Annotated in this window: 16 protein-coding genes; 7 read left to right on the plus strand and 9 right to left on the minus strand. The window is 60.0% G+C overall.

Annotated elements, in window-relative coordinates; all coding sequences use genetic code 11:
• Positions 1–272 precede the first annotated feature (272 nt).
• From cas6 to A4R35_RS21495, 8 genes are all read right to left on the minus strand, one after another.
• The gene (gene cas6 / locus A4R35_RS21455) at positions 273–1,298 is read right to left on the minus strand and encodes a CRISPR system precrRNA processing endoribonuclease RAMP protein Cas6 (RefSeq protein WP_112433063.1); all 1,026 of its coding nucleotides are present in this window, start codon (positions 1,296–1,298) and stop codon (positions 273–275) included.
• Entirely contained in the window at positions 1,295–2,119 is an 825-nt protein-coding gene (cmr6, locus tag A4R35_RS21460; protein WP_112433065.1) for a type III-B CRISPR module RAMP protein Cmr6, read from the minus strand. The genes cas6 and cmr6 overlap by 4 nt, the downstream gene beginning before the upstream one ends.
• 689 nt (positions 2,120–2,808) lie before the next feature.
• The gene (gene cmr5 / locus A4R35_RS21470; protein WP_112433069.1) at positions 2,809–3,306 is read right to left on the minus strand and encodes a type III-B CRISPR module-associated protein Cmr5; all 498 of its coding nucleotides are present in this window, start codon (positions 3,304–3,306) and stop codon (positions 2,809–2,811) included.
• A gap of 52 nt (positions 3,307–3,358) precedes the next feature.
• Entirely contained in the window at positions 3,359–4,324 is a 966-nt protein-coding gene (cmr4, locus tag A4R35_RS21475) for a type III-B CRISPR module RAMP protein Cmr4 (RefSeq protein ID WP_112433071.1), read from the minus strand.
• A 1-nt stretch (position 4,325) separates the two neighbouring features.
• Positions 4,326–5,513, minus strand: coding sequence for a type III-B CRISPR module-associated Cmr3 family protein (locus A4R35_RS21480; protein WP_112433074.1), 1,188 nt, complete (start codon positions 5,511–5,513; stop codon positions 4,326–4,328).
• Positions 5,497–7,569, minus strand: a complete 2,073-nt coding sequence (cas10, locus tag A4R35_RS21485) for a type III-B CRISPR-associated protein Cas10/Cmr2 (protein ID WP_112433076.1) — start codon at positions 7,567–7,569, stop codon at positions 5,497–5,499. The genes A4R35_RS21480 and cas10 overlap by 17 nt, the downstream gene beginning before the upstream one ends.
• On the minus strand, positions 7,566–8,555 hold the full coding sequence (gene cmr1, locus A4R35_RS21490; RefSeq protein ID WP_112433078.1) for a type III-B CRISPR module RAMP protein Cmr1: 990 nt from the start codon (positions 8,553–8,555) through the stop codon (positions 7,566–7,568). Before cmr1 ends, cas10 begins: the two co-directional genes overlap by 4 nt.
• 427 nt (positions 8,556–8,982) lie before the next feature.
• Positions 8,983–10,617, minus strand: coding sequence for a Na/Pi cotransporter family protein (locus A4R35_RS21495; protein WP_112433080.1), 1,635 nt, complete (start codon positions 10,615–10,617; stop codon positions 8,983–8,985).
• A 986-nt stretch (positions 10,618–11,603) separates the two neighbouring features.
• On the opposite strand from A4R35_RS21495, the gene A4R35_RS21500 reads away from it, so the two are divergent.
• The 7 genes from A4R35_RS21500 to A4R35_RS21535 all read left to right on the plus strand — a co-directional run bounded on the left by A4R35_RS21500 (position 11,604) and on the right by A4R35_RS21535 (position 20,434).
• The gene (locus A4R35_RS21500) at positions 11,604–12,779 is read left to right on the plus strand and encodes a mannosyltransferase family protein (protein ID WP_112433082.1); all 1,176 of its coding nucleotides are present in this window, start codon (positions 11,604–11,606) and stop codon (positions 12,777–12,779) included.
• 105 nt (positions 12,780–12,884) lie between these two features.
• Positions 12,885–14,627 (plus strand): putative hexosyltransferase, encoded by a 1,743-nt coding sequence (locus A4R35_RS21505; RefSeq protein WP_189362157.1) that lies wholly within the window; start codon positions 12,885–12,887, stop codon positions 14,625–14,627.
• A 90-nt stretch (positions 14,628–14,717) separates the two neighbouring features.
• Entirely contained in the window at positions 14,718–15,614 is an 897-nt protein-coding gene (locus A4R35_RS21510; protein WP_112433086.1) for a DedA family protein, read from the plus strand.
• A 218-nt stretch (positions 15,615–15,832) separates the two neighbouring features.
• Positions 15,833–16,330, plus strand: a complete 498-nt coding sequence (locus A4R35_RS21515; RefSeq protein WP_189362159.1) for a protein kinase — start codon at positions 15,833–15,835, stop codon at positions 16,328–16,330.
• The gene (locus A4R35_RS21520; RefSeq protein ID WP_112433090.1) at positions 16,287–18,248 is read left to right on the plus strand and encodes an FHA domain-containing protein; all 1,962 of its coding nucleotides are present in this window, start codon (positions 16,287–16,289) and stop codon (positions 18,246–18,248) included. Before A4R35_RS21515 ends, A4R35_RS21520 begins: the two co-directional genes overlap by 44 nt.
• 328 nt (positions 18,249–18,576) lie before the next feature.
• Entirely contained in the window at positions 18,577–19,095 is a 519-nt protein-coding gene (locus A4R35_RS21530) for an NUDIX hydrolase (RefSeq protein ID WP_112433094.1), read from the plus strand.
• Between the two features lie 199 nt (positions 19,096–19,294).
• A complete protein-coding gene (locus A4R35_RS21535) occupies positions 19,295–20,434 on the plus strand; it encodes an L-threonylcarbamoyladenylate synthase (RefSeq protein WP_112433096.1) in 1,140 nt (379 codons plus the stop codon).
• Here A4R35_RS21535 and A4R35_RS21540 read toward each other — a convergent pair.
• Complete coding sequence (locus tag A4R35_RS21540; protein ID WP_112433098.1) at positions 20,388–22,238, minus strand: serine/threonine-protein kinase; 1,851 nt, start codon at positions 22,236–22,238, stop codon at positions 20,388–20,390. The two genes, A4R35_RS21535 and A4R35_RS21540, sit on opposite strands and share 47 nt — an antisense overlap.
• Positions 22,239–22,310 lie beyond the last annotated feature (72 nt).

Below are 22,310 nucleotides of genomic sequence, written 5' to 3' on the forward strand. Positions count from 1 at the left end.
GAGGGGGGTAATGAGGGAGTGAGTAAATAAGAAAGCTAATCTGTTTGCAAGATGTGTATACGGTTTTCTTGCTTTCTTTTCACGGCTGCTTGCAGCTTTTCCGTCTGAGTGTAGTTCCTCTTCTTGTAAAGTCAGGGGGATTCTCCGCCAGTTAGCTCGAAAACTCGAGCCACGCTCCTGGTGGGCTTGCCGGGCTTCGGCCAGGGGCGTGGCTGACGTGTTCGCAGTTGAAGCGTTGCTGGGGAAAGCGGCTCTGTGGCGCTTGGAGAGGCTCAATCTGGGGGTGGCATCAGGCGATAATGACCGTTGCCTTTGACACAGCTGCGGCCCACATGGCAAAGTTCTCCCCAGGTTAGCAGCTCGCGGAAGGGCTGAAGCTCTCCGGTGAAGGTAGCGTAGCCGATGATGCCGCCGATCGGGCTGGAGGCGCCGCGCCGACGCGAGTAGCTGAAATCGTCGTACCATCCAGTATGAATGTGCTGGCAAGCAATCTGCTCGGCCTGCTTGAGGTAGGGGTGATGCTCTGGCAGAAAGGCGGGCTGCGCTCCTGAGCTGTAGGCTTCTTCCAGATCGCGTAAGCGCTTGAAGAGGCGGTGGACCAGCACAGCAAAACTCAGCTGGTGCTCGTGAACCAGCTGGCCGTCGGCGATGAGGCGCAAAGGACTGAGAAAATGGATGGTGATCCGGTCGCTGGGAAGCTGAGCGGCGCGCTGGCTGATATCCGTGCTGGTCACGGCCTTTAGCTGGGCGTTCCAGTTGATCCTATTCTCGGTGTAGAGAACGGCGTGGGCGCCGGTAAAGGGATGGTAGCTCTCGAGGCGCCTGATGCGGAATCGGCCACGTTTGTTCTGATGTTCTCCTGGACTCGCGCCAAGGCCCGCTTGCTCTAGTTGAGGAATTGCTTGAATGAGGTAGGGGAGTAGGTCGATACTTTGACCGAAGAGGAGCAGCTCAAAGGTGAAGTGCTGGCCTGGGTAATAGACGGGTGGCACCTCCTGTGGTGGGCGGATGACGTAGGGACGTGGCTGGTCGCGTCCGCCTTTGACGCCCCTAGTCAAGGTTTCGTCACGCAAGGGAGTCATCAGGGCATGGACAGGGCAAAGGCAGTCCTTATGGAAGGAAGAGATTCCACTACTGCGGGCCTGCTGAGTGGTACAACTGCTTCTCAAAAGAGCCTCGTATAGGGCGCCGCGCAGCTGAGCGCCATATGGCCTGGTGAGCTTGAGCGGCGTTTGTACCTCAACCGTGAAGCGTAAGGGGTAGATAGCGAGCTGGCTCTTGGTCATAGTGGCGCTCATCGGTTAGTATTCTCCTGTTGTAGCAGTTCTTGGATGTATCGGAAAAGTGGGGCTTTTCTCTGTAGATCGACCCCTTTCTGGCGGTGGATCTTCTCGATCTCTCGGGCCAGCAGGCGCTTGGCGGCTAGCGATGGAAGAGAGCCTAGCTCTTTGAGTAGCTCCTGGCGATCTTTACGCTTGAGCTGTTCGGGGGTGAGGGCTGCCAGTTCCCTGGCTTTGGCTCGCGCTTCCTCCAGGCCCTCGCCTTTCTCTTCTTGGAAGGGGGCGCTGTTGGCGGCAGGAGACTTGGCTGCCTGGCGGAAGTAGCCGTAGCCAGCGCTGGTCTTGCCACCGATGCCATAGTCAGCCAGGGCTAGCTCTAGGAGATCTCTGGCCTTTTGCGCATCGGCCTGATCGCTGGACGAGGAAGAGCGTGGAGCAATGGCGAAGGTAAAGGTGGTCTTGGCCACGGTGAGAAAGGCGATTGGCACGGGCTGCTGATCGTTGCTGGGCGGCCTCTTCTTCTTCTGGTAATAGTCGGGATAGTGGGGGGTCATAACGTCCAGCTCCAGCCGGGCCTCTCCGTTGAGTGGCATGGCGTCGAAAAAGATGACGCTGCCGGCCTGATCAAGGGTGCCGAATATGCGTTTCAAATCATCTTCTGTTATATATAGCTCTTTGGAATTCTCCGGCTCGTTGGAACGCGAGATCTTCCTCTCTTGCTCGGCATAGCTGCGCGTCAGGCCTTTGAGGGCGCTGCCGGGAATGATGGGCAGACTATAGTTGCGGTGCAGGGTCAGATCGGTCTCCAACACGGAGTTACCGCCCAGGCCAACCACCATGCGCCAGTCGATCTCGGCCTCGAAATGAAGGGCCTTCAGGGCCTGGGTGAGCTTCTGCCAGCGCTGGTATGCCTCTGTGGCGAGGGTCTGGTTGGGTTGGTAGCCTTGGGCCAGATCTCGTAGCCATTGCTGGCGCGCCGCCGGGGACGCTTTGCTATCCGGGTCTGGCGAGAGCTGAAGAACCTCGCTGGGAATGTAGCGGTGAAGCTGCAGCCCCAGGTTGGGACAGACGTTAGATGTGCCAAGTGTCTGCTGGACCAGCCTGGCAGCCTCCTGGGGCAGAGGATAGGGTGATGGGTGGCTCTTTGCAGGAGGCCTCTGGTTTCCGCTGGAGGGCTGTGACCTTCTGGGGGACCCTTGCCCTGGGCGACGATGCTCCTTTCCACAAAGGCATGCCGCCGGGGACCCCTGGATTCATCCAGGGGAGGAAGGCGGCTCCCTCTGGCTCTCTGCCGGGGGTTGACATGGCGGCCTCTTCCCTGTTATCCTGTACTCGGTGAGGTCTCAAGGCACTGGCCTGTGAGTCAGCAACGGCTTCGCCTCACCTGGCGGGGAGGGGAGGGTCAACCCAGCGACACTGCTGTACTGTCCTACGGGGCAGTGGGCTGCCGTCAACCAGCCCTGAAGCCCGGGCCGATGAGGCTGCGGGCAAGCCCCTGGCTTGAGCCAGGGGTCGTTGACTCATGGCCTTACCCTCTCCCTTCTTGCTGTCCTGGCTCGGCAGCCGGTTGGCTACCCTCTTTGGAGAGCTCGGCTTCGGCGAAACGGCGCAGCCAGTCGCCGAAGGCCAGGCATTCGGTGGTCGCCCGGCGGTAGTCTTCCCGACTGGCCTGCTCCAGTACCCAGGACAACAGGGCATCAAATTCCTCGACTTTGTTAGTGACAAAACCACGCCGATGCATCCATTCGGTCAGATGCTGCAGTAGTTGGCCGTAGGCGTTGAGTGCCTGCTCCTCCTGTTTCTCTTTATGTTTCTCTTTCTGTTCCTTTTCTGCTTTGGCATTCAGAAAGCCCAGAGTGGCCCCCAGGCCGTTGATCTGCACCATCTGGTTAAAGGTCAAGGCCCGTGTGCGATATTCGGCTTGCATCTCTGCTGAACAATTCTTTACCTTTTTAATACATTTCCAGGCAAACTGACCACGCTCTTGTTCTAGCAGACGTCGTACGGTTTGTTTCTCTTCGCTCATAGGATTCACCTATTATATTTGTTATCTTTCTTCTAAGAAGAAGGACGATAGCTTAGGGTCTGCCTGTAGCAGAGTCAGTGAGCGAGGCCGGGGGGCTCCAGCGCACCTTAACGAAGCCTCGCCCTACTGTCTCGTCGCCGCCGAGCTGCAGGTAAGGGCCAGCTTTCTGGCTAAGATCTCGGAGCAGTGCTAAGCCCTGGCGTGGCTCTTGGCTCTTCTCAGTGGGGCGTCGTTCGTTGGTAGCGTAGATAGGAGCGTAGAGCAAGGTGTCTGCTGGTAGGTGCTCCTCTGTCCAGAGGGCGCCCTCTTTGACCGTTTTCTTCTCCTGATCGATGGCAATACGGGTAATCACCTCAGTTGAATAGAGCACGAAGTCGCGGAAATCGTCGTCGGCGAGGACGACCAGCGAAGACTGTAGCTTCTCTGCCCAATAGCCATCAAAGGGGAGGGCGTGCTCTGCCAGCCAGCGTGCTACGCTGGTCACCTTTTGGTCCTGCCTCACCTCGAAGCTAAACTCCTCCAGCAGCAAGCCGTGGCCGTGGCTGTTTTGGGAGATGGTGACCTCTGATTGCTCAGTTACAAGTGCCTCGCCATTCTTCAGTCGAGTCGACGGCAGCTGCGGAAACTCCTTCTCCTGGTGGACGTGGATGAGATCCTTTCTGAAACGTTCCAGGATGTCGAGAGACGTGGTGTAGGCGAAAACTCCCTGGAGAGAGCGCACCGGAAAGAGCAGGATGCGGGCATCGCTGACAATCAAGGCCCCGGCGTGAAGCTGGTCTGTCTCTTGAGTTGCGTGCTCGTGACCAAAGAGCGCCTTGACCAGTCCGTCGGAGTTGCTGCCATACTGATGGCTGATCAGGGCGCGCAGTTTCCCTTTGATGCTGCTGCCCTGGATCATGGGATACTGTGTATGGCGCTCGCGCTGGATTGGTAGCTCGACACTGCTCAGGCCACTACCCACGCCGGCATGCAAGGGCGTTTCTGTATAGATGTACATCATGCTTGTTGCTGTAATCATTTCACCAAGCTCCTTTAATAGTCATACCGTATCCTATTTCTTGGCCGATGTCTGTTATTTGCTGAAGATCAGTATCTGAGCTATCGAAGAAGTAGATGCTGCCTGCGGGCACGCAGCGCCGCGCTGGTTTGCTCTGGCCGCCGTGATGGCTGGGGTTCATCTGCCAGCCGCCAATCCACTGGTAGCCGCTGATAGCCGCAGCGATGGGCGCGCTGAGACCTGCGGGCCGGTGCTCGGGTTGCCAGCCCTTTCTGAAGATCGCTGGGGTGGCCAGATAAAGCAGGAGCCGCTGCCCGCTTAGGTGATCTGGCGTCTGAGGTGCGGCGGCTCGCACCGGCGTATCGTTGGGATCAATCAGCCAGACGGTCACAGGACGCCTCTCGCCGCCCAGGGTATGGGGGAAGTGTGCAGGGGGCGCGGGTAGGCGCAAGAGCGAAGCTGTTTGCTCGTCAGGTAGCAACTGATCGCTGAGAGGATCGGCTGTCTGAGCCAGGCGCAAATCGACAAGAAAGCCATAGCCGGGCCGCAGGCGCACAGCGTAGATGGTATAGAGCATGCCCTCCTCCGTCGTATGTGTGCGCTCCTGGCGAGCGATTCCCGTGCGCGGCTCTTCCTCGTAGATCTCGCTAGCGGGGACAAACATGGCGTCGGTCAGCTGACCATCGGGGCGCAGCGCCGTCTCCAGGCCCTGCGCCGTCAGCCAGCCTCGTAACCGGCTGCTTTTGCCGAGCGGTTGCTCTTGCTCCTGGCCTTCGGGGTAGAGCAGCTGCAACTCCTGGGGGAGGTTCGTCAAGATCCCGGTGGGAGAGGCCGGTTTCAAGCGCAGTAGGCGGGTTTGCTGGCCTTGTGACCCGGGTCCGCACAGCAAGTGGGTGGGCATAGGATAGAGCAGCTCAAAGCGCTGAGTGCCGTTCTGCGCCTTCTGACGGCGTGCGAGCGCGGTCAGCCTGATGCGCAGGCGACCGTAGCTCTGTTGGTCGCCGATGAGGGCGGTCAGCTCCCGATCGCGGAAGAGTTCTGGCAGGCTCTTGCGCTGGTCCCAGTTGCTCGCGATCAAGGCCCGCAGCGACCCCTGCAGAGTTTCGGGGGTAGGTGGAAAGAGCGATTCAGCAAAGCCCACCTCGCCCGCGTCGAAGGGGCGCCCGCTGCGAAAGAGGAGCGTCTCATGTGGTTCAATAAAAAGATACATTGTTTCCTGCCTCCCTCACGAGAAAAGCCAGAATCTGCAGCCAGTTCAGGACCTCCTTCAGGCCGGAGCTGTCGGGGCCGGAGAAGGCGCCAGGGTGGCTCTTTTCCATGAGAGCTGCGAGACGGACCAGGGCGTCTGCCAGAGCTTCCGGTCCTGTCTCGGGGGGCTGATGGGCGGTACTGACGTTCCACTGCCGGGCTAATATGCGCCCGATCTCGCTGCTACGGGCCTTCGGTGGCAGGCCCTCCAGTCCTGGCAGCTCTCTTTTCAGTATCTCCAGGCAGCGTGGCGAAAGCGTGCCTCTCGCAAAGAGCTGCACGACACCTTTGAAAATCTCAAAAGGCTCAGTCGTTGCTTCCCCGGCCTGCTGTTCATGATCCTGGGGAGGGTAGTTCCAGCGGCAACCGGCGGAGAGCGTATTGCCAGAGCGCCAGAGGATCGTCACCACCAGGGCATTGCGCCCATAGCGCTGCTTGGCCTGCTCCTCGGCCTCGCGCGCCATCCGACGTACCAGCGTCAGCGGCATTAGGTGGTGAGCGACGGCGATGCCCATGCTGACCGTGGCTGTTCTCGTCCCCTTGGAGACCGTTTGTACGCTTGACCCTACGATCTTGCGATAGGTCTGCTGCAGAGCTGAAGCCATAGCGAACATATGCGCCAGCGGTGCGAAGGCCAGTACATCATCGCCACCAGCGTAGATCAGTTTGCCGGGACGCTTGTCCTCGACGATGCCGGGAACATGCGTACGGGCGAATTCCGAGAGCGCTCTACTGATGGTACGGTGATCGTCCTGGCTCTGGACCTCGCCGATAATGGTGCCCATCTGATCGCCGTCCATCTGCAGCAAGGCATAGTAAGGGGTTGGCTCGCCGAGGAGCCGGTGAAGCTCTCTCAGTACCTGATGGGCCCTATCGAGATAGGTTGGCTCCTCGATGACCCATTCCCAGGGAAAGCGCTGCAGCCGCGGTTCGACCAGAGCGCGGTAATTCGTGCGCAGCCGCTGGGCGGTAAAAGTCTCGACAAAAGCACACTCTCCGTCAACATCCTTGAGCCAGGAGTAGTTTGCCTGCTGAGCTTTCTGCTCCAGATAAGGAAGAGCCAGGTGAGGCTTTTCCCTCTTCAGAGGCGCAGTAATCTCTTGCCAACGCTTCGCGGCCTCCTGAATTTCTCTGCTGGCTGCTGATCGAGATTGCTGGGGGAGTAACAGCTGCTCAATGAAGGTTGCGGCGGCCATCGTGCTGGTTGAAGGGAAATCCAGGCCCTGTTTCGGCGCCTCAGATCCGTCCCCGGGACCTGAGAGGAAGCTCTTTGAGAGCAGAGCGAAGCGCTTCACCGTGTCGATGGCGTCCAGGCGCTCGGAGCCATCCGGGGCAAGGTCCTTGGCCGAAATCCCCGGTTTGTTCGCTACCTGTGTCCAAAACGCTCTGACCTCCTGGCGGCTCGCGCCCTGGGTGTGCAGAGCCTCGCGCTCGCCGGAGAGGGTGCTCTTCTCGCCAGGCTCATCCTGAGCCTTGAAATCGCGCAAGCTCTTGCGAGCATCGAGTGCCTGCGCGGCGCGTTTAAACCAGGACCCGTACCCCAGCGGGGCGCCCTGACCATTGGTGTTGGCGACGATGACCCAGTAGATTTCGAAGAGGTTTTCAGGTTTGATCTGGCGCTCCCAGATGGCACGCAGGACCTCGTTGCTTGCCCAGTCAGCGCCATTGCTGCCAAAGAGCTGCTGGTACACTTCTCTGCAAATCTCCTCCCAGGCTTGATGGATGGCCTTCTGGCTCTGCTCTGCCGTCTGGAGAGCCTTTGTCTGCGGGTTGGGCATCTCCTGGGTCGTGGAGAAAATCGCAACGTAGCGGTTGGGCAGGTCGGGTATCCAGCGCTGACGGTCGATGCTGGGATTGGTTGGGAACACCAGAGTCTTACTCGGCACGTCCTTAAGGGCCGCCTCCATCAGGCGCGAAAGCAGGAAGCTACCCAGCCAGAGATCGCGCGCCTTGCGTGCCTGGGCGATGAAGGACTGTACCGGCCCCAGGGTGAAGATGAGCATGTAAGATGGAGTCATAACTTTAGCTCTCTATTGCTTTCAAATCTGACTATAAATTTGGAGTTGATATCTAGGCGATCAGGCAGCAGAGCATTCTTTCTGAAGAGAGTGGCTACACAGATGTAGCCGGCTTTTATAGCTGTGATATGCAGGTGCAGGGGCGAAGCCAGGCGGCCCTTGTGCCCTCCGAAGGGCAAGCCGAGGGCCTTGCGCTGCTCGTCCGAAAGAGATTGGCGGTATTCCTTGTACGTCCTGCCGACGAACTCTAATGCCTCTTTTACTTTTTTCCAGGGATTGCTCGGGGAGAGAACCCATATAGAACAGGTTGCCGGAGATAGGATATCAAAAGATCTATTTTGGAGTTCAGATCGCTTTTCAGCCTTGTAAAAGCGCTGAATCTCCTGCAGCCCCAGAGTGAGAGTGTTAGCCAGCTCATCGAGGCTGCTGGCATCTTCTGGCGATAGCCTTGGGAGATTGAACTCTAGGGCCGAGGGCAACGTAGATGAGCAAATCGTCAGGCTGCCTGCGCAGCGGCGAGAACGTGCGCCCAGTCCGCCGAGGTTAGTCAGCAGCCAGAGGGCGATGATGGCCTCTTTTAAGGCTTGTCGATTTTTCTCGTGGGCAGCGAGGATAAGCCTGAAGTGCGTCCCGGGCGGATAGTATTGGCGGGAGGATCGATCTTTGGTCTTGTCCATAGACCAGAAGAGATAGTTTCTGCCAGGCTGGTTATCGGCTTGCGTGAAAGCAGATAACCCTTGCTCTGGCAGCGTTACCTCAGAGATGCGGATACTTATCGGCGAGCCATATTCAGCGCTCCCGAACACCTCGGTCTCGCGCCGGCGCACCTCCGCCAGGTTACCTCCGACAATGCCTCCAATCAGCGCACGGTACCAGTAGCGCAGAGGTCCCCGCAACGAGGGGGGACGCAGCTCTACCTCTTCCTGGTTGGCCCCTGCCAGAAAGAGTGGAGTCGTAACCTCGATATCAAACTTGACTTTTAACATTGTCTAAAACTCACTTTATGACAAAGGATCTTAAAGGAGGGTCTGCGCTCTCTTCCCCTGATGATAAGCCCTACACTACAGCCTTGCCACCTCAGAAGCTATGAACTTCTTCACAACCTCTGATGAATGTGGAATGCGAAGACGTCTCCCTCTATCGGGAGTCTACCCCTTTGATAGACGGATTGCTAACGGCTAGCCGAAAGTGGCTGTGTGCTTGTACCTTGCGGCTTTCTTGTGTAAAGCTCCCCGGGTTGGTTTTACACTATAAAACCGAATATGAAAAAGAGAGCTGGGGCGGACCGCGCAGCCGCTGAAGAAGGCTCAGAGCGACGGAGGAAGAGACAACGGAGCGGCCAGGGCCAGCTCTGTACCGTGCAGAAGAGTCCTGGCCGCCCCGCCAGAGAGAAGGAAAAAGGAGATCGCTGCTTTAGAGATCGCCGCGCACTGCATGTGCGATGTTCGATGCATGGGAGAGCACGCGACTCAGAGCGTTCAAGAGATCGAGATGGATCGCGCTCGACTCCCAGCTAGGAGAGAGGCCGCTCTGCAAGCGGCGCACGTGGCGTAGATGGAGCTGGCGCTTCATCTTACTCAGCTCCGCCTTACGCACAAAGAAGTCGTTGGCCAGCGAGGTATCCTGTGAAGCCAGCGCGGCCAGAGCCTGCTCCAGGGCCTCCGTCACCTCATCGTGAAAATTGAGCAGGTCCTGCCAGCCCTCTTCAGAGAAAGCCACCTGGCGGCGTTGCTTGCGGCGGGCCAGGCGCATCATCTGTCGATCGATGATATCGCCGATCGCCTCGAGATCGGTAATAATATAGAGAAGCGCCAGCTCGCGCTGGACCTGCTCGCGGGTCAGGCGGCTCTCATCGAGCTGCGTCAGATAGCGCTTAATGGCCGCATTAAGCTGATCAAGCTCGTCATCCAGCTCATTGATGCGCTCCGGCACACGGGCATCGGGCTTCTCGAAAGCCAGCATTGACAGGCGCAGCATCTCCGTCACAATATCGGCCATGCGCAGCACCTCGCGCGTCGCCTGACCCAGGGCGACCGCCGGCGAGGCCAGGGCCTCGGGATCAAGATAGCGTGGTCCCAGCGGCTGCTCATACTGATTCTCCTGCTCTGGCAGGAGTAAGGTCACCAGGTGTGTAACGGGGGCAGCCAGCGGAACAAAGACCGCGGCCAAGGCCAGATTAAAAGTCAAGTGAGTCAGGGCCACCTGCCAGACAGGTTCCAGGCCGAGCCGGGCCAGCAGGCTGGTCAGGAGCGGCAGTAGAGCCAGCGCAATGGCAGCCCCCAGGGACTTAGTGCCAGTATGGAGCAGGGCCAGGCGGCGGCCTGTGATCGAGGGGCGACTGATGGCTGTCAGCAGAGCCGTCAGCGTTGAGCCGATATTGGCCCCAAAGAGCAAGGCCAGAGCTGCAAAAACCGAGAGCGCGCCACTGGCCGTCAAGACCAGCACCAGGCCGATGGCCGCCGCGCTCGAAGCAAAGGCCAGAGCCAGGAGCAGGCCCAGCAGCGCCAGCACCAGTGGCGCCCCCATCAAAGCGCGCAGTACCTCGGCGGTAACAGGACTGGCTGCGATCGGGGCGCTACCAACCTGGAGCGCCGCCAGTCCAAGCAAGATCACCCCAAAGCCGAAAGCCGCTTGACCGAGGTTGCGCTGCGGCTTATGCTGTGTCAACAGGCCCAGGGCGGCCCCCGCTCCGGCGATGGGAATGGCGTAGTCGGTCACATGGAAAGCAAGCAACTGCACGACCAGCGTGGAGCCGACGTTGGTGCCCAAAATCATGACGAAGGCCGTCGTCAGGGGAACCAGTTCAGCGTTCACCAGCTCCACCAGCAGCGAGGAGGTCGCGCTCGAACTCTGTGTCAAGGCCGTCACGACGACGCCGACGCCGAAAGCCATGAAAGGGCGCTGGGCCAGCGCCATTGTGGCCTTCTGCAGGCGCGGACCGGCTGCGCGCTGCATAGCCTCCGACAGGAGGCGCAGGCCGTAGAGCAGTAACAGGGCCCCGCCCAGTAACAGGCCCACAACCATTGTCGGATTGCTTGTCGTTGCCATTGCTTGCTCTCTCTCCCCTCCCATTGCTTGAGTTTAGTGAGATAGCTCGCATAGCCTGGAAGCAGGCAATTGCTCACACTTGCAGGCGCCGCTCTGGTGGTGCAAGCGTGGATAAGCAGATAAACTGGCAGATCGAAAGGTGGGCTGTGGACTCACCTTCTGCACTTGATGCTGTCTGGAGCGGCACGGGCGCGCGATGACCGACCCTTGTGCTCGTCGCTGTCTCCGGCTGCTCTGCACTGAAGGCATGCTCTGCCTGGTGCCAGTAGCTCTGAGGCCCGTCTGATAGCCTGGCTCGCTGTGCCCACGCGGGCGGCACTGCCCGACTGTGCTGTGGCTGGGGAAGTGTTAAGCTTATATTAACCTTATGTTAAGGGAATGTTAAATACACTATAGCATGCGGCGACGACGATCGCAAGAGGAAGCGGCAAAGCTGAGGGGGAAGCGTAAGTTTCTAGCGCTCAGCCGGCGCAGGTTATAAGTAGATTGGCGTTGGCGGGCCAGACTGTTTCTCCGCTCTCTGCCAGTTAGCGGGACTGAGATCGTTTAGAGGCAGGGGTTCAGGCCCTTCCCTCGCTAGCTCTACTCAACCTGATCAGTCAGCCAGTCTGTCTGCCTGCCTGTCAGTCCATCTCAAGGAACAAGGACGATAAAGGATAAATTCGGCTAATGGCGTAGAGCAGGCCGATGTTCTGGCGACTCGGTGGGGCAGAAGCATTTGAGAAAGGAGATCTTTACAATCTGCAAGCAAAAGGATTTTCATCTCGATATAGGATCAATACTATTGAAACATTATTCTTTTAATCAAGAGTGCCTCTCTTATGGGAGGTTTTGAGCATAGCCTACAGGGGAAGAAAGGCTTCCTGTTTGACTATCTGCATGGGTCATTCGTTATACCAGTGAACCTCAGCAAGGAAGCGGAGAAAGACAGCAGGAGAAGATTCATCCTGTAATCTGCTATACAAAAGGAGAGAAGAGCACTTTCTATGAAACGTGCGCCAACCGCCGACATTCTCTGGCTCTTTATCCTAACCCGCATCGCGCTCATTGTAGTGACCTACTTTGCGTATACGCTACTCCACGGACCGCGACCACCGCAGTATATAGCGCCACCGGTAAGCTTGCTGGCGACGGCCATGTCGTGGAAGCGCTGGGATGCTATACACTATGTAGAGATTGCTCAATTTGGCTATCGCAGCCCTTTTGATAGCGCATTCTTTCCTCTCTTTCCCCTCTTGATCAGTATTTGTGCCCATCTCGTGGGGAATCATGGTTATCTCCTCTTTGGCATGCTCATTAGCAATCTTGCTCTGCTCGGCGCTTTATTCACGCTCTATCAGCTTGCCAGCGAGGCGCTGGGCGATCAAGTCAGCCGTCGCACGCTGCTCTACCTCTGTATTTTCCCAACGGCCTTTTTCTTCTTTGCCGCCTATAATGAATCGCTCTTTTTGCTGTTGGTAACTGGCTGCTTCCTGGCCTTACGCCGACGACGCTGGTGGCTGGCCGGGCTGCTGGGCATGCTGGCCTCCCTGACCCGCTCACCGGGCATCTTACTCGTGCTACCCTTCCTCTGGGAAGCATGGATAGCCCGCGATAACCTGGGCCTGCTGGCCGAGCCAGCAGAACGCAGTCACTGGCGCGCCTTTCTCTGGCGAGCGCTGCCGGTAGTGCTGATTCCGGTAGGCACTGCTCTCTATAGTCTCTATTGCTGGCATCTCTTCCACTCGCCTTTCAGCTTCGCGGCGGTGCAGTATCGCTGGTCCCATCGCACCGTCTGGCCCTGGGAAGGCATCTGGAAGGCGCTGGTGGAACTCTTCTGGCTGCAGCCCGTCGGCTCGCTCTTCTCGGTCCATCTGGTGCTCGATCTCAGCGCCACCCTGGGCTTTATCGTGCTGGCTGTGCTGGGTTGGCGCCGTCTGCGCTTCAGCTATACGCTCTGGATGGCGGCCCTGCTGCTGCTCTATTTAGTGGAACCGAGTATCAATCAGCCCGACTCCCTGATCTCCAACCAGCGCTTCGTCCTGGAGATGTTCCCAGGTTTCATGACCCTGGCGGCGCTGGCCTGCGAGCATCGGCGCCTCCATCAAGCGATCACTTTGATCTTCCCGCCGCTGCTGGCTACCCTGACCATTATTTTTATCATGGGGCTTTGGATGGTCTGAGGATGATTGGCTAGCCGGGGGGCGTAGCGCTCTGGCGCTGCGCTCTCCCCGGGCGGCCAATGCTCGCCCCTTCTATCTACAATTTGGATGGACGCGATACAGGCTATGACCGAAACGCTGTTCATAGACAATCAGATCAAGAAGCAGACAGTACGTGCAAAACCACCGCGGGCTGGTCTTGGGTTCTTGTGCGTCGCTCTGCTGCTTGCTGGTTATCTGGCCATTATCGTGGCGGCCATTGCTCCGCTCGGGCAGTTAGCCGGGCATCCTGTCGCCAGCCAACTCCCAGGAAAGGCTCTCGGGCCTTTTGGCTTCTGGGTGCCAGCCAGACTGGTACTCTTCTTCAGGCAATTTTTGCCTTTTTTAAATAGAGCAGATCTCTCCTTTCACCTGATGGTTTTTCTTCTTTTTCTGCTCTATCTGTGCCTGCTCTGGCTGAGCTGGAGATTGGCCACCACGGCGGGTCGTCGCCGGGGGGTGCTGTGGCTCGCGGGTGCTGTACTTCTCATCTGTGGGAGTATACTCGTGGTGGCGCCCGGGATGCTCTCGCACGATATCTTTGTCTACGCTGGCTATGGCCGTGTCATGGTAGCGCATGGGGCCAATCCGTACTTTGTGCCGCTCTCTGCTTTCCCGGGTGATCCTCTTGCCCCGCTGGATGACTGGAGGACGGCGGTGGCGGCCTATGGTCCGGTCTGGCTGCTGATCTGTGCCGTCCTCAGCTGGCTCCTGGGGGCCAATGCGCCAGCCTATGTGCTGGCTTTTCGCCTCCTGGCCTTGATGGCTCACCTGCTCAATATGGTCCTGATCGCTCGCCTGCTCCGGGTACTGGGGCGCTCGGAGCGCGTGATCACGCTGGGGGCCATGCTCTACGCTCTCAATCCGCTGATGCTCTTCGAAAGTGCCCTGGGAGCCCATAATGATGTCTTGATGATGACCTGCATGCTGCTGGGTTGCTGGTGCTATGCTGAAGCTGGCGATGGAGGCTTAGAGCGTGTGCGTTGCTGGTTGCCGGCTCTGGTCTTCATGCTGCTGGCTGTCTTGATCAAGTTTACGGCCCTGCTTGGGCTGGCGCTCTTCCTCTGTCTCCTGCTCTTCCGTACCCTTCAGGGTGACGGCCAACAGCGCCTGCTACTGGCGCTGCGTCTGCACTGGCGACCGGCGTTAGCGCAGCTACTCCTGGCGCTTGGCTGCGCAATCGTTGTAGCGGGGCTGGCCTATCTCCCTTTCTGGCTCGGCCACAGTCCTCATCAGGTCGTTGTCAGCCTGTCGGCTCCGCCCTCGACGAGTCGCGAGCTGGGGCAGTTTTCGATTCTGCGCGCTATTCAGGAGTGGCGACACTATCATCCACAGCCGCTGGAAGATTGGATGGGGCAGCTGCTCGCCCTCCTGGGGCGGCGCAGTACCTGGAATCTCATTCAGGGACTGGCGCTGCTGGTAACTCTAGGCATGGCCCTGTGGTTGCTCTGGGAGCAACCGCGGCTAGAACGTTGGGCGGTTGGGGCGCTGCTGACGATGGGGGCGATCTTCCTGGTGACGCCCTGGTTTTTCCCCTGGTACCTGGCCTGGCTCGTCGCGCTGGCTCCGCTCGCCTGGCCGCGGTATCAGCAGCCGGCGGCATTGGAGTATGCCTTGGAGATCTTTGTGCTGGTCTTCTCGCTCTCGGCCTTTGCCATTTATTTCTCACGTGGCTACCTGCCGGCAGGGGGTGGCTGGATCGGCTGGATGGGTTTCAGTACCGTAGGGCCTCCGCTTCTGGCTTTTGGTCTGACCTGGCTGGCAAGCTGGTGGCAGACCAGACGGCGGCGTACCGACGGCGGTTTCCAGCTACCTGTGTCTGGCTCTTGAGGTTGTCTTTGGCCGGGCCAGGGCGTATACTGGCCCGGTAAAAGATTGCTTGCTTGATTTGTGAGGACCCGCGGAAGCGAAGGAGGGTGCATGTTCTGGTGGTCGCGCCTGGTGCTGGTGAGCGTTGCCAGCCGGTCAGTTCCGTTTTTTGGGGTGATCGCAGCGTTGATCTCGCTGCAGACGCTGCAGGATGCGCTGCATGTCTGGGGCTATCCCGCGGTGGCGCTCTTTATTATGATTGAAAGCTCGGGCATTCCCTTTCCTGGGGAGACCATGCTCTTGCTGGCCTCGTTTCTGGCAGGGGTCGATCACCAGTTGCAAATTCCTCTCGTCATTGCCTGCGCTGCGCTGGGGGCCATTGTGGGCGATAATCTGGGGTATCTGCTTGGGCGTCACGGCGGCAGGCCGCTGGTGGAACGCTTCGGACGTTATATCTTCCTCAAGCCTGAGCATCTGGAGCGCGCCGAGCGCTTCTTTGCCCGTCACGGAGACAAAACGGTTTTCTTCGGACGTTTCATAGCCGTGCTACGGGCCTGGGCGGCCTTTCTGGCTGGTGTGAACCGGATGCGCTGGCGGACATTTCTGGTCTACAATGCGGCGGGTGGCATCATCTGGGCGACCGTTTTCGGATCGCTTGGCTACTTCGCCGGACGCGTCTTTCACGATAATTTTGCAGCTGTTGAGCACCTGGCGCGCACCATTAGTTGGACTGGGGCGCTGCTAGTGGTCATAGTGGGATTGGGGGCTCTGCTCCTTTACCGCCTGCGCCGTACTCGTCTGGCCAGGCAGCGGCAGCCAGCGCTTGCTCAGCGTCGTCAGGATGAGGACAGTCACGAGAGCGGCGCTACTGCTTCTGTTGAGCAGCAGGAGAGAGCGCTCGCGGCTGTCCAGCGTGCTGAGAGCGCCTCGTCCTCCTCGGCGGACTCCGCCAGGACCGAACCTGATGCCCCTCCTTCAAGCGAAGAAGGGAAGACGTCTCAGCAGTGAAGGGAAGGGGAGGCAGCGGTCGATCGCGAGGACTGGTGAGTTCGCTGGCGGGCTGCTGCTCTCTTGTGTCTCCCCATCTTGGAGGAGCTTGAGGATCGTCCTGCGGTTTTCCTGCTACCTGGCAGGTTCCCCGATTTAGTACTACTGCTTTGCTGTCTGCCAGCAGAAACATGCTACAATAGCGACAGATGCTATCTGGGGAAAAAGCGAGGTCGCCTATGCCGGCATTGCGAGAAGGCCAGCGGTTCGAACGCTATCGCGTGATCAGACTCCTTGGCAGCGGAGTAGCCGGTGAGAGCTACGAGGCTGAGGATACGCTGCTGCTACGGAAGGTGGTACTCAAGCTGTTGCATCCCTGGGCACCGCTCTCGGATGCAGCGCGGCGGCAGTTTTTCCGCGAGATGCAGGGGATCAGTCAGCTCACTCACCGCTACCTGGCGCCAGTGCTCGATTATGGGGAGCTGCACGGCGCTCTGTACGTTGCGCGGCGGTTGTTCAGTAGTGGCTCGCTGCTTAACAGCGACGGGCGCTTATGGTTTAGTCCACCGCTGGAGCTGCCAGCGGTGGTGAGCTACGCTCAGCAGTTGGCGCAGGCGCTGCAACATGTGCATCATGCCGGCTATCTGCATGGAGGGCTGAGCCTGACGAATATTATGGTGCTGCGCGGGCCAAATGTGGAAGGCGCGTCGGACTATCGCCCCCTTCATGCTGGCTGATGTGGGACTGGCTCACTTTGTGCGTCGCTTCGGGCGGCTGCAGCGTCCCATCTTGCCGGTGACGGCAGCTCCAGAGCAGCTCGGCGGACGAGCGACGCAGGCCAGCGATCAGTTCGCGCTGGCGGTGATTGTCTATACGTGGATCACTGGACGCCCTCCCTATTTAGGGTTACCCGAGGAGATCGCTCAGGCGAAGCTGAGTGAGTCGTTCCCGTCCCTCCTGTCGCTGAATCCACAGATACCTGTGGAGGTTGAAGGGGTGATTCGCCGCGCTCTCTCGGTCTATCCCGAGGATCGCTATCCTTCGGTGCTTGCCTTCGCCGAGGCGCTACAGCAAGCGGCCCCCCGCCTGGTGACCGTTGCCGGGCAGGCTTTCCCCGGTCCGCAGGGAGAGCCGCTCCAGGGAGGTCCGATCTCTCTGCCGGCAGACGGCGAGGAGAGGGAGCCTGCATCTGACGGCGGCCAGCTGGAGCAAACCGCAGCTGAGCAGTCGGAGGCTGTGATGGTGGCAGGCGGGGAGGTGCAGGCTACTGTACAGACTGCTCCTGACGAGCCAGCTGAGGCTGAGCCGTCAGCAGAGGAAGTGTCTGCAGCGAGTGCAGAGGCGCTGATGGCCTCTCCAGTGCAGGAAGCTATCCATGCAGATGCGGAGGTTGTGACCGGGCTGGCCGGATCACAGTCCAACGAGACAGTCCTTGCGGCTGAAGCCGAGATCCAGGTGGCGGATGGGGGCGCGTGCGATGAGCAGCTGGCAACAGGCGGTGCTGGAAGCTCTGCCCCACTCGCGCCGGAGCCGCAGCAAGCAGCGGCGAGTGACCAGAACCAGGTGACAGCCCCGGAAGAGAGCGAGCCAGCGGCGGAGTTGCTGACGGCGAGCGGTGAGGCGGCCCTGCCTGAGCCAGGACTGAATCCAGAATCGACGGCCATAGAGGCCACCATCAAACAAACAGACGGTCACGCCCTATCTGGCTCCGCCCTGACTTATTTTGAAGCTCTACTCCAGGCGACCCGTCCCCCCAATGTACCGGCCCCTGAGAGCCCGAGCGAGGCAGCTTCTTCAGCAGTGAGTGAGCCGGCGGCTTGCGCGCCAGAGGTTGCAGCGACTATCGTCGCAGGGCAGGAGCAGGCTGACCCCTCTGAAAGCGAAGCAGTGGCCCAGCAGACTGTAACTGTAGAACTGCCGCCGACATCGCCCGCTGAGGTTTCCCTGCTCGAAGTGCTTTCGGGCCTGCATACGCGCCCATCTACTTCCCCTGTATCTGCAACCCAGAGGACGCCGCAAACAGAAGTAGTCCCTATCGCGGAGGCTGCGCAGGTACTGCGCGGCGCTAACGGCGCTCAGCCTGAAGCAACTCATGAGGAGGCGAGCGCCGTGACGGATGGCCGAGGAGAGGCCAGCCAGGAGGGCGAGCGTGGGTGGACGGAAGGAGAGTCGGTGAAAGCGCGGATTGAGCTGGTACCAGCACCTGCTCCGGCTGAGGAAGCGCACGTTGAAGCAGCTCCGGCCTATATCCTGGTCTTGCCGCCGACAATGTCTGGACGTCAAGCTACTATTGTAGAGCTTTCCGCTCCCGAGGTCAGCATCGGACGCGCTGGTGATAGCGGTATTCTGCTTGAGGGAGATCGCCGTGTCTCGCGTCGCCATGCCTTTTTGCGATGGGCAGGAACTGAGTTGCTCATTCAAGACGGGGATAACACCGAGGGAGTTTTTGTCAACGGCCAGCGCCTGGAGCAAGGGGGAAGCCGGGTGCTCCGCTCTGGTGATCAGCTTCGCATTGGTGACCACGAGCTGATTGTGTGCCGGAGCCGGGAAGAGGCTCGCCAGCTCCAGCAAGAGCGCACCGTCTCCACTGACCAGGCCGACACTCAGGAAGCTTCCGATTCCACGGCCTCCTCATCCTCCTCTCCGACACTCTAGACTAGAGCGTCGGCCAGCGGTGGTACTCCGCTCCTTCCAACTGGCCTGGCTGGCGCTACATTGCTCGTCTGCCCCTCTTGCCATCGGTGATCAGATTGGCTGGCGGGGAGGCGAAACTGTCCCTTCCCCGGCTGGTAAGCTTCCCAGTCGGGCTTTTTCTTCTTGTTCCTGTTCTTGTGGAGCGCGCTCATGCATTCTCTTGTGTGGTGCTCTGTGGCCCCTGGGCTGAGGGTGAGATTGAGTAAGAAGGGGAGGGCCTCCTCTTCCCACATGCAGTACAATGAGAACCATAGCCCATTGGCTGATGTGAGGAGAGGAGAGGCAACCTGTGGTTTATAGCCTGCTCAAGGCCATTGTGAGCGTCTGTTTCAATCTGCTCAATCTTCTGCTGGTAGGCAATTTGCCGCCACTTGGCGCGGTCAATGTGGTCGTTGAGAACGAAGGGCGCTTTCTGGTCGTGCGCACGGCTCGCGGCACCTGGAGCTTTCCAGGCGGTTTTATGCGCTGGCGCGAGACGCCCTTCGAGGCGGCGGTGCGCGAGTGTGAGGAGGAGACCGGCCTGCGCATTCGGGCGCAGAGCATTATCGGCTGCTATTGGTTGGTAAGTGCTTCCGTGACGCAGATGAGTTCGCTGACGGCGGTCGTCTGTGGCGAGGTGATCGGTGGCCGGCTGCGGGCGAGTATGGAAGGTGAGCCGCTCTGGCTAGAGCGTGAGGAGGCCCTGCGCCGCCTGGGCGAAGCAACTCAGTCCATCTTCGCTGACTATGAACGCTTTCTTGCCAGGCAAGCAAGCGATGGGCAGGGACCAGAGTCAGAGCGGGAGCTGCCTTCGGGACAGGGATGCTAACCTGCCTGATCCCTGATCGCTCTGGTCCTGGCCGCGTGCTGCCGCTGGAGAGACTCCCGTCGGTGGCTGAGCGCTCTTCCCAACTGGCGAGTCCGTTGCTTTGTGCTGGCTGGCTGTCTGGCTGGTCCTCTCTCCTCTTTTTGCAATGAGGCCAGACCAGCGCTGACTCCTAATCAAGAAGGTGGTTGCTCAGGTACTCATGGCAGACGATATCAAGGCAGTCTCTACTGAGGTGGTCCCTGTTGATTCGCAGCGGCCCGAGGCCGCAGTCATTGAGCGAGCGGCGGCGCTGCTGCGCGCAGGCGAACTGGTGGTCTTCCCAACAGAGACCGTTTACGGTCTGGGAGGCGACGCTTTGCGGGAAGAGGCGGCCCGCCGGATCTTTGCGGCGAAGGGTCGACCGTTGACTGATCCGCTGATTGTTCATATAGCACAGGTAGAAGAGCTAGAGCGGGTGGCTGCCGCTGTTCCGGAGCGTGCACGGAGGCTGGCCGAAGCGTTCTGGCCGGGGCCGTTGACGCTGATTCTACCGCGTGGCGAGCAGGTGCCGCGGCTGGTCACAGCGGGCCTGGAGACCGTGGCGGTGCGCATGCCGAGCCATCCGGTGGCGCAGGCCCTGATTCGCGCTGCCGCTAGGCCCATCGCGGCGCCCAGTGCCAACCGCTTCAAGCATGTCAGTCCGACAACGGCCCAGCATGCCCTGGCCGACCTGAACGGGCGTGTGCCGCTGATCCTGGATGGCGGCCCGACGCCAGTCGGCGTTGAGTCGACGGTTGTTGATCTCTGTGCAGAGGTGCCGCGTATCCTGCGTCCCGGCGGAACGAGTCTGGAGGCCCTGCGTCAGGTGCTGCCAGAGATTGAAGCACCGCAGCCTCCGCGGGCCAGCGAGCCTGGCCAGTCTGAGCGCGAAGAAGGAGAGGCTCAGCGCGCACCCGGTCAATTGCTGGTGCACTATTCGCCGACGGTGCCCCTGTGCCTCTTCGAGGGCGAGGATCAGGCTCAGCGGACAGCGATTGTAGCAGAAGCCCTGCGGCATCTGAAGCGCGGCGAGCGCGTGGGTATTCTGGCAGCCAGCGAGGATGTGGAGGCCCTGCGCCCATGCGAAGAGAGCGGGGCGCTGGTGCGGGCGCCGGCCTCGCTGGAGGAACCCGAGCAGGTGGCGGCGGCTCTCTTCGCCACGCTGCGGGAGCTAGAGGCGGCGGCGGTCGATGTGATCCTCTGTCGCAGCTTCAGACCCGTGGGCCTGGGACTGGCAGTGCAGGACCGCCTGCGGCGCGCAGCTGGTGGATGGGTCATTCGAGTTGACCCTTCCGCAACCGCGGCTGAAGAAGTTCGGTGAGCTTCTGAATCAGCATTTCGACCAGCGTCCCGCAGATTGAACTGAGTATCAGCCAGGTGGGGAAGAGACAACAGTACAGGCTAGCGTACTCCTCGAACTGTTGGTTCGACGGCTGCGACAGCTGGCTCAAGGGAGTGCTGTAGATAAGACCGATCGTGAGAGTGGCCAGCATGATCAACAGGCCAGCGAGGTGAAGCCGCCAGGCGCGTCTAAAGGAGCGAAAAGGATTACGCCGGACTCGCCAGCCAGTGAGTGCGGAGGCCAGGGGCCAGCCAGCCAGGGCGACGGCGCTCTGCCAGGTGGTTGGGAACAAGCCATGCCCTGACAGTGAAGCATTAAGGCTCCAGAGGACCAGGATGGTCATGCAGCTGACCAGGGCTCCGCGCCAGCTTCCAAAGATCTTCCCGGCCAGAGTCGGGACGGCTGGCAAGAGCAGTAACACGGCTAGCTGGTTCATGATGGCCCAGCTCGGCAGGGTCTTGGTTGTAGGAGGCATCAGATAAGCCAGCAGAAAGAGTGGCAGGGTAGGACCAAGGGCCAGCAGCAGGTAGAGCAGCATGGCGATGGCCTGGCTTACTGTAAGTTGACCACGTGCTAGCGGCAGGTAGTTTAGTGGAAAGGGAGGTGGTGGGGGCCATGTGGTCTGGGGACTGGAGTAACCGCCAGAGTAGACTGCGAAAGGAGACCGGCTGGCGGTGCTTCTCCTCTGGGCTGCTCGGGAAGAATATGGACGTCTGGTTGCTGTCCTGCTACGCTTGGGAGAGGCTGGAGGCCGCTCCTGCGCCTGGCTCGTGGTATCTGCGTCCCAGGAGACGGCATACTGGGACCTGTGGTGCTCAGGCAGAACGCCAGGCTCGCTGGCTGTCAAATCGAGAACGCTAGAGCTAAGAGAAGAAGTGGAGATAGGCGTGCTTCCCAAAGGGGACGGAGGCCCGGGAGGCCCGGCAGAAGGGGGCGGGCCAGACTGCGGGCCAGAGGAGACCCTGATGGTCTCAGCTGTGGCCTCCACAAGCGCACTGGCGAAATCCCGTATGGAGGGAAAGCGAGCGCGCCAATCCTTCGCCAGGGCCCGTAGAATTGCCTGTTCGATGTCCGGGTGAAGGTCGGGCACCTGCTGGCCGAGCGGGGGCGGGGCGGCGGTGCAGTGCTGGGCGGCCACCTCAGCAAAGCTGCCTCTAAAAGGGGGTCTTCCACAAAGCCACTCGTAGAGCACCACCGCCAGTGCGTACTGATCGCTCTCCGGGCGGGGATGGCCCTGGATCTGCTCGGGTGCCATATAGGTGACCGTACCGGCCAGATCCTCAGCGGTTGACAGGCGAGTGCTGGCCGCGATCGTGGCAACGCCAAAGTCTGCGAGCAGCACGCTGTTGTCGCGCCCGATCAGCATATTCTCGGGTTTGACGTCGCGGTGAACGATACGGGCCTCGTGCGCATACTGCAGCGCTTCGCCGATCTGGCGCGTGTAGTCAAAAGCCACGGCCAGCGGCAGACGGCTGCCGGGAGGGTGGCGTTGACGCAGCGTGCCGCCGGGAAGATAGTCCATGACCAGGTAGGGAATACGTCCTTCGTGCAGGCCGAAGTCGAGGACACGCACAATATGGGGGTGCAACAAAGCAGCGATGGTGCGCGCCTCGCGGCGGAATTGCTCGATGGCGCTCTGGTCGGTGACCTGGTGAAGAATCTTGACCGCCACCTTGGTGTCCAGATGAAGATGGGTTGCCAGGTAGACCTGGGCGAAGGCACCCTGGCCAAGGAGGCGCTCCAGACGATAGTGCTCCAGCTGCTGCCCGCTATAGTCGGCCATTATCTCCTTCCTCCCGTTGAAGTCCCCTCATCCTTCCCTCTGGGAGAGTGTAACAATTTCTCATCTTTACTG

It is taken from the genome of Thermogemmatispora tikiterensis (assembly GCF_003268475.1).
Taxonomy (GTDB): domain Bacteria; phylum Chloroflexota; class Ktedonobacteria; order Ktedonobacterales; family Ktedonobacteraceae; genus Thermogemmatispora; species Thermogemmatispora tikiterensis.

Bases quoted from the DNA above. Each gene is read 5' to 3' on its own strand.
- cas6 (WP_112433063.1), bottom strand. From the start codon at position 1,298: ATGAGCGCCACTATGACCAAGAGCCAGCTCGCTATCTACCCCTTACGC.
- cmr6 (WP_112433065.1), bottom strand. From the start codon at position 2,119: ATGGTGGTTGGCCTGGGCGGTAACTCCGTGTTGGAGACCGATCTGACC.
- cmr5 (WP_112433069.1), bottom strand. From the start codon at position 3,306: ATGAGCGAAGAGAAACAAACCGTACGACGTCTGCTAGAACAAGAGCGT.
- cmr4 (WP_112433071.1), bottom strand. From the start codon at position 4,324: ATGATTACAGCAACAAGCATGATGTACATCTATACAGAAACGCCCTTG.
- A4R35_RS21480 (WP_112433074.1), bottom strand. From the start codon at position 5,513: ATGTATCTTTTTATTGAACCACATGAGACGCTCCTCTTTCGCAGCGGG.
- cas10 (WP_112433076.1), bottom strand. From the start codon at position 7,569: ATGACTCCATCTTACATGCTCATCTTCACCCTGGGGCCGGTACAGTCC.
- cmr1 (WP_112433078.1), bottom strand. From the start codon at position 8,555: ATGTTAAAAGTCAAGTTTGATATCGAGGTTACGACTCCACTCTTTCTG.
- A4R35_RS21495 (WP_112433080.1), bottom strand. From the start codon at position 10,617: ATGGCAACGACAAGCAATCCGACAATGGTTGTGGGCCTGTTACTGGGC.
- A4R35_RS21500 (WP_112433082.1), top strand. From the start codon at position 11,604: ATGAAACGTGCGCCAACCGCCGACATTCTCTGGCTCTTTATCCTAACC.
- A4R35_RS21505 (WP_189362157.1), top strand. From the start codon at position 12,885: ATGACCGAAACGCTGTTCATAGACAATCAGATCAAGAAGCAGACAGTA.
- A4R35_RS21510 (WP_112433086.1), top strand. From the start codon at position 14,718: ATGTTCTGGTGGTCGCGCCTGGTGCTGGTGAGCGTTGCCAGCCGGTCA.
- A4R35_RS21515 (WP_189362159.1), top strand. From the start codon at position 15,833: ATGCCGGCATTGCGAGAAGGCCAGCGGTTCGAACGCTATCGCGTGATC.
- A4R35_RS21520 (WP_112433090.1), top strand. From the start codon at position 16,287: ATGTGGAAGGCGCGTCGGACTATCGCCCCCTTCATGCTGGCTGATGTG.
- A4R35_RS21535 (WP_112433096.1), top strand. From the start codon at position 19,295: ATGGCAGACGATATCAAGGCAGTCTCTACTGAGGTGGTCCCTGTTGAT.
- A4R35_RS21540 (WP_112433098.1), bottom strand. From the start codon at position 22,238: ATGGCCGACTATAGCGGGCAGCAGCTGGAGCACTATCGTCTGGAGCGC.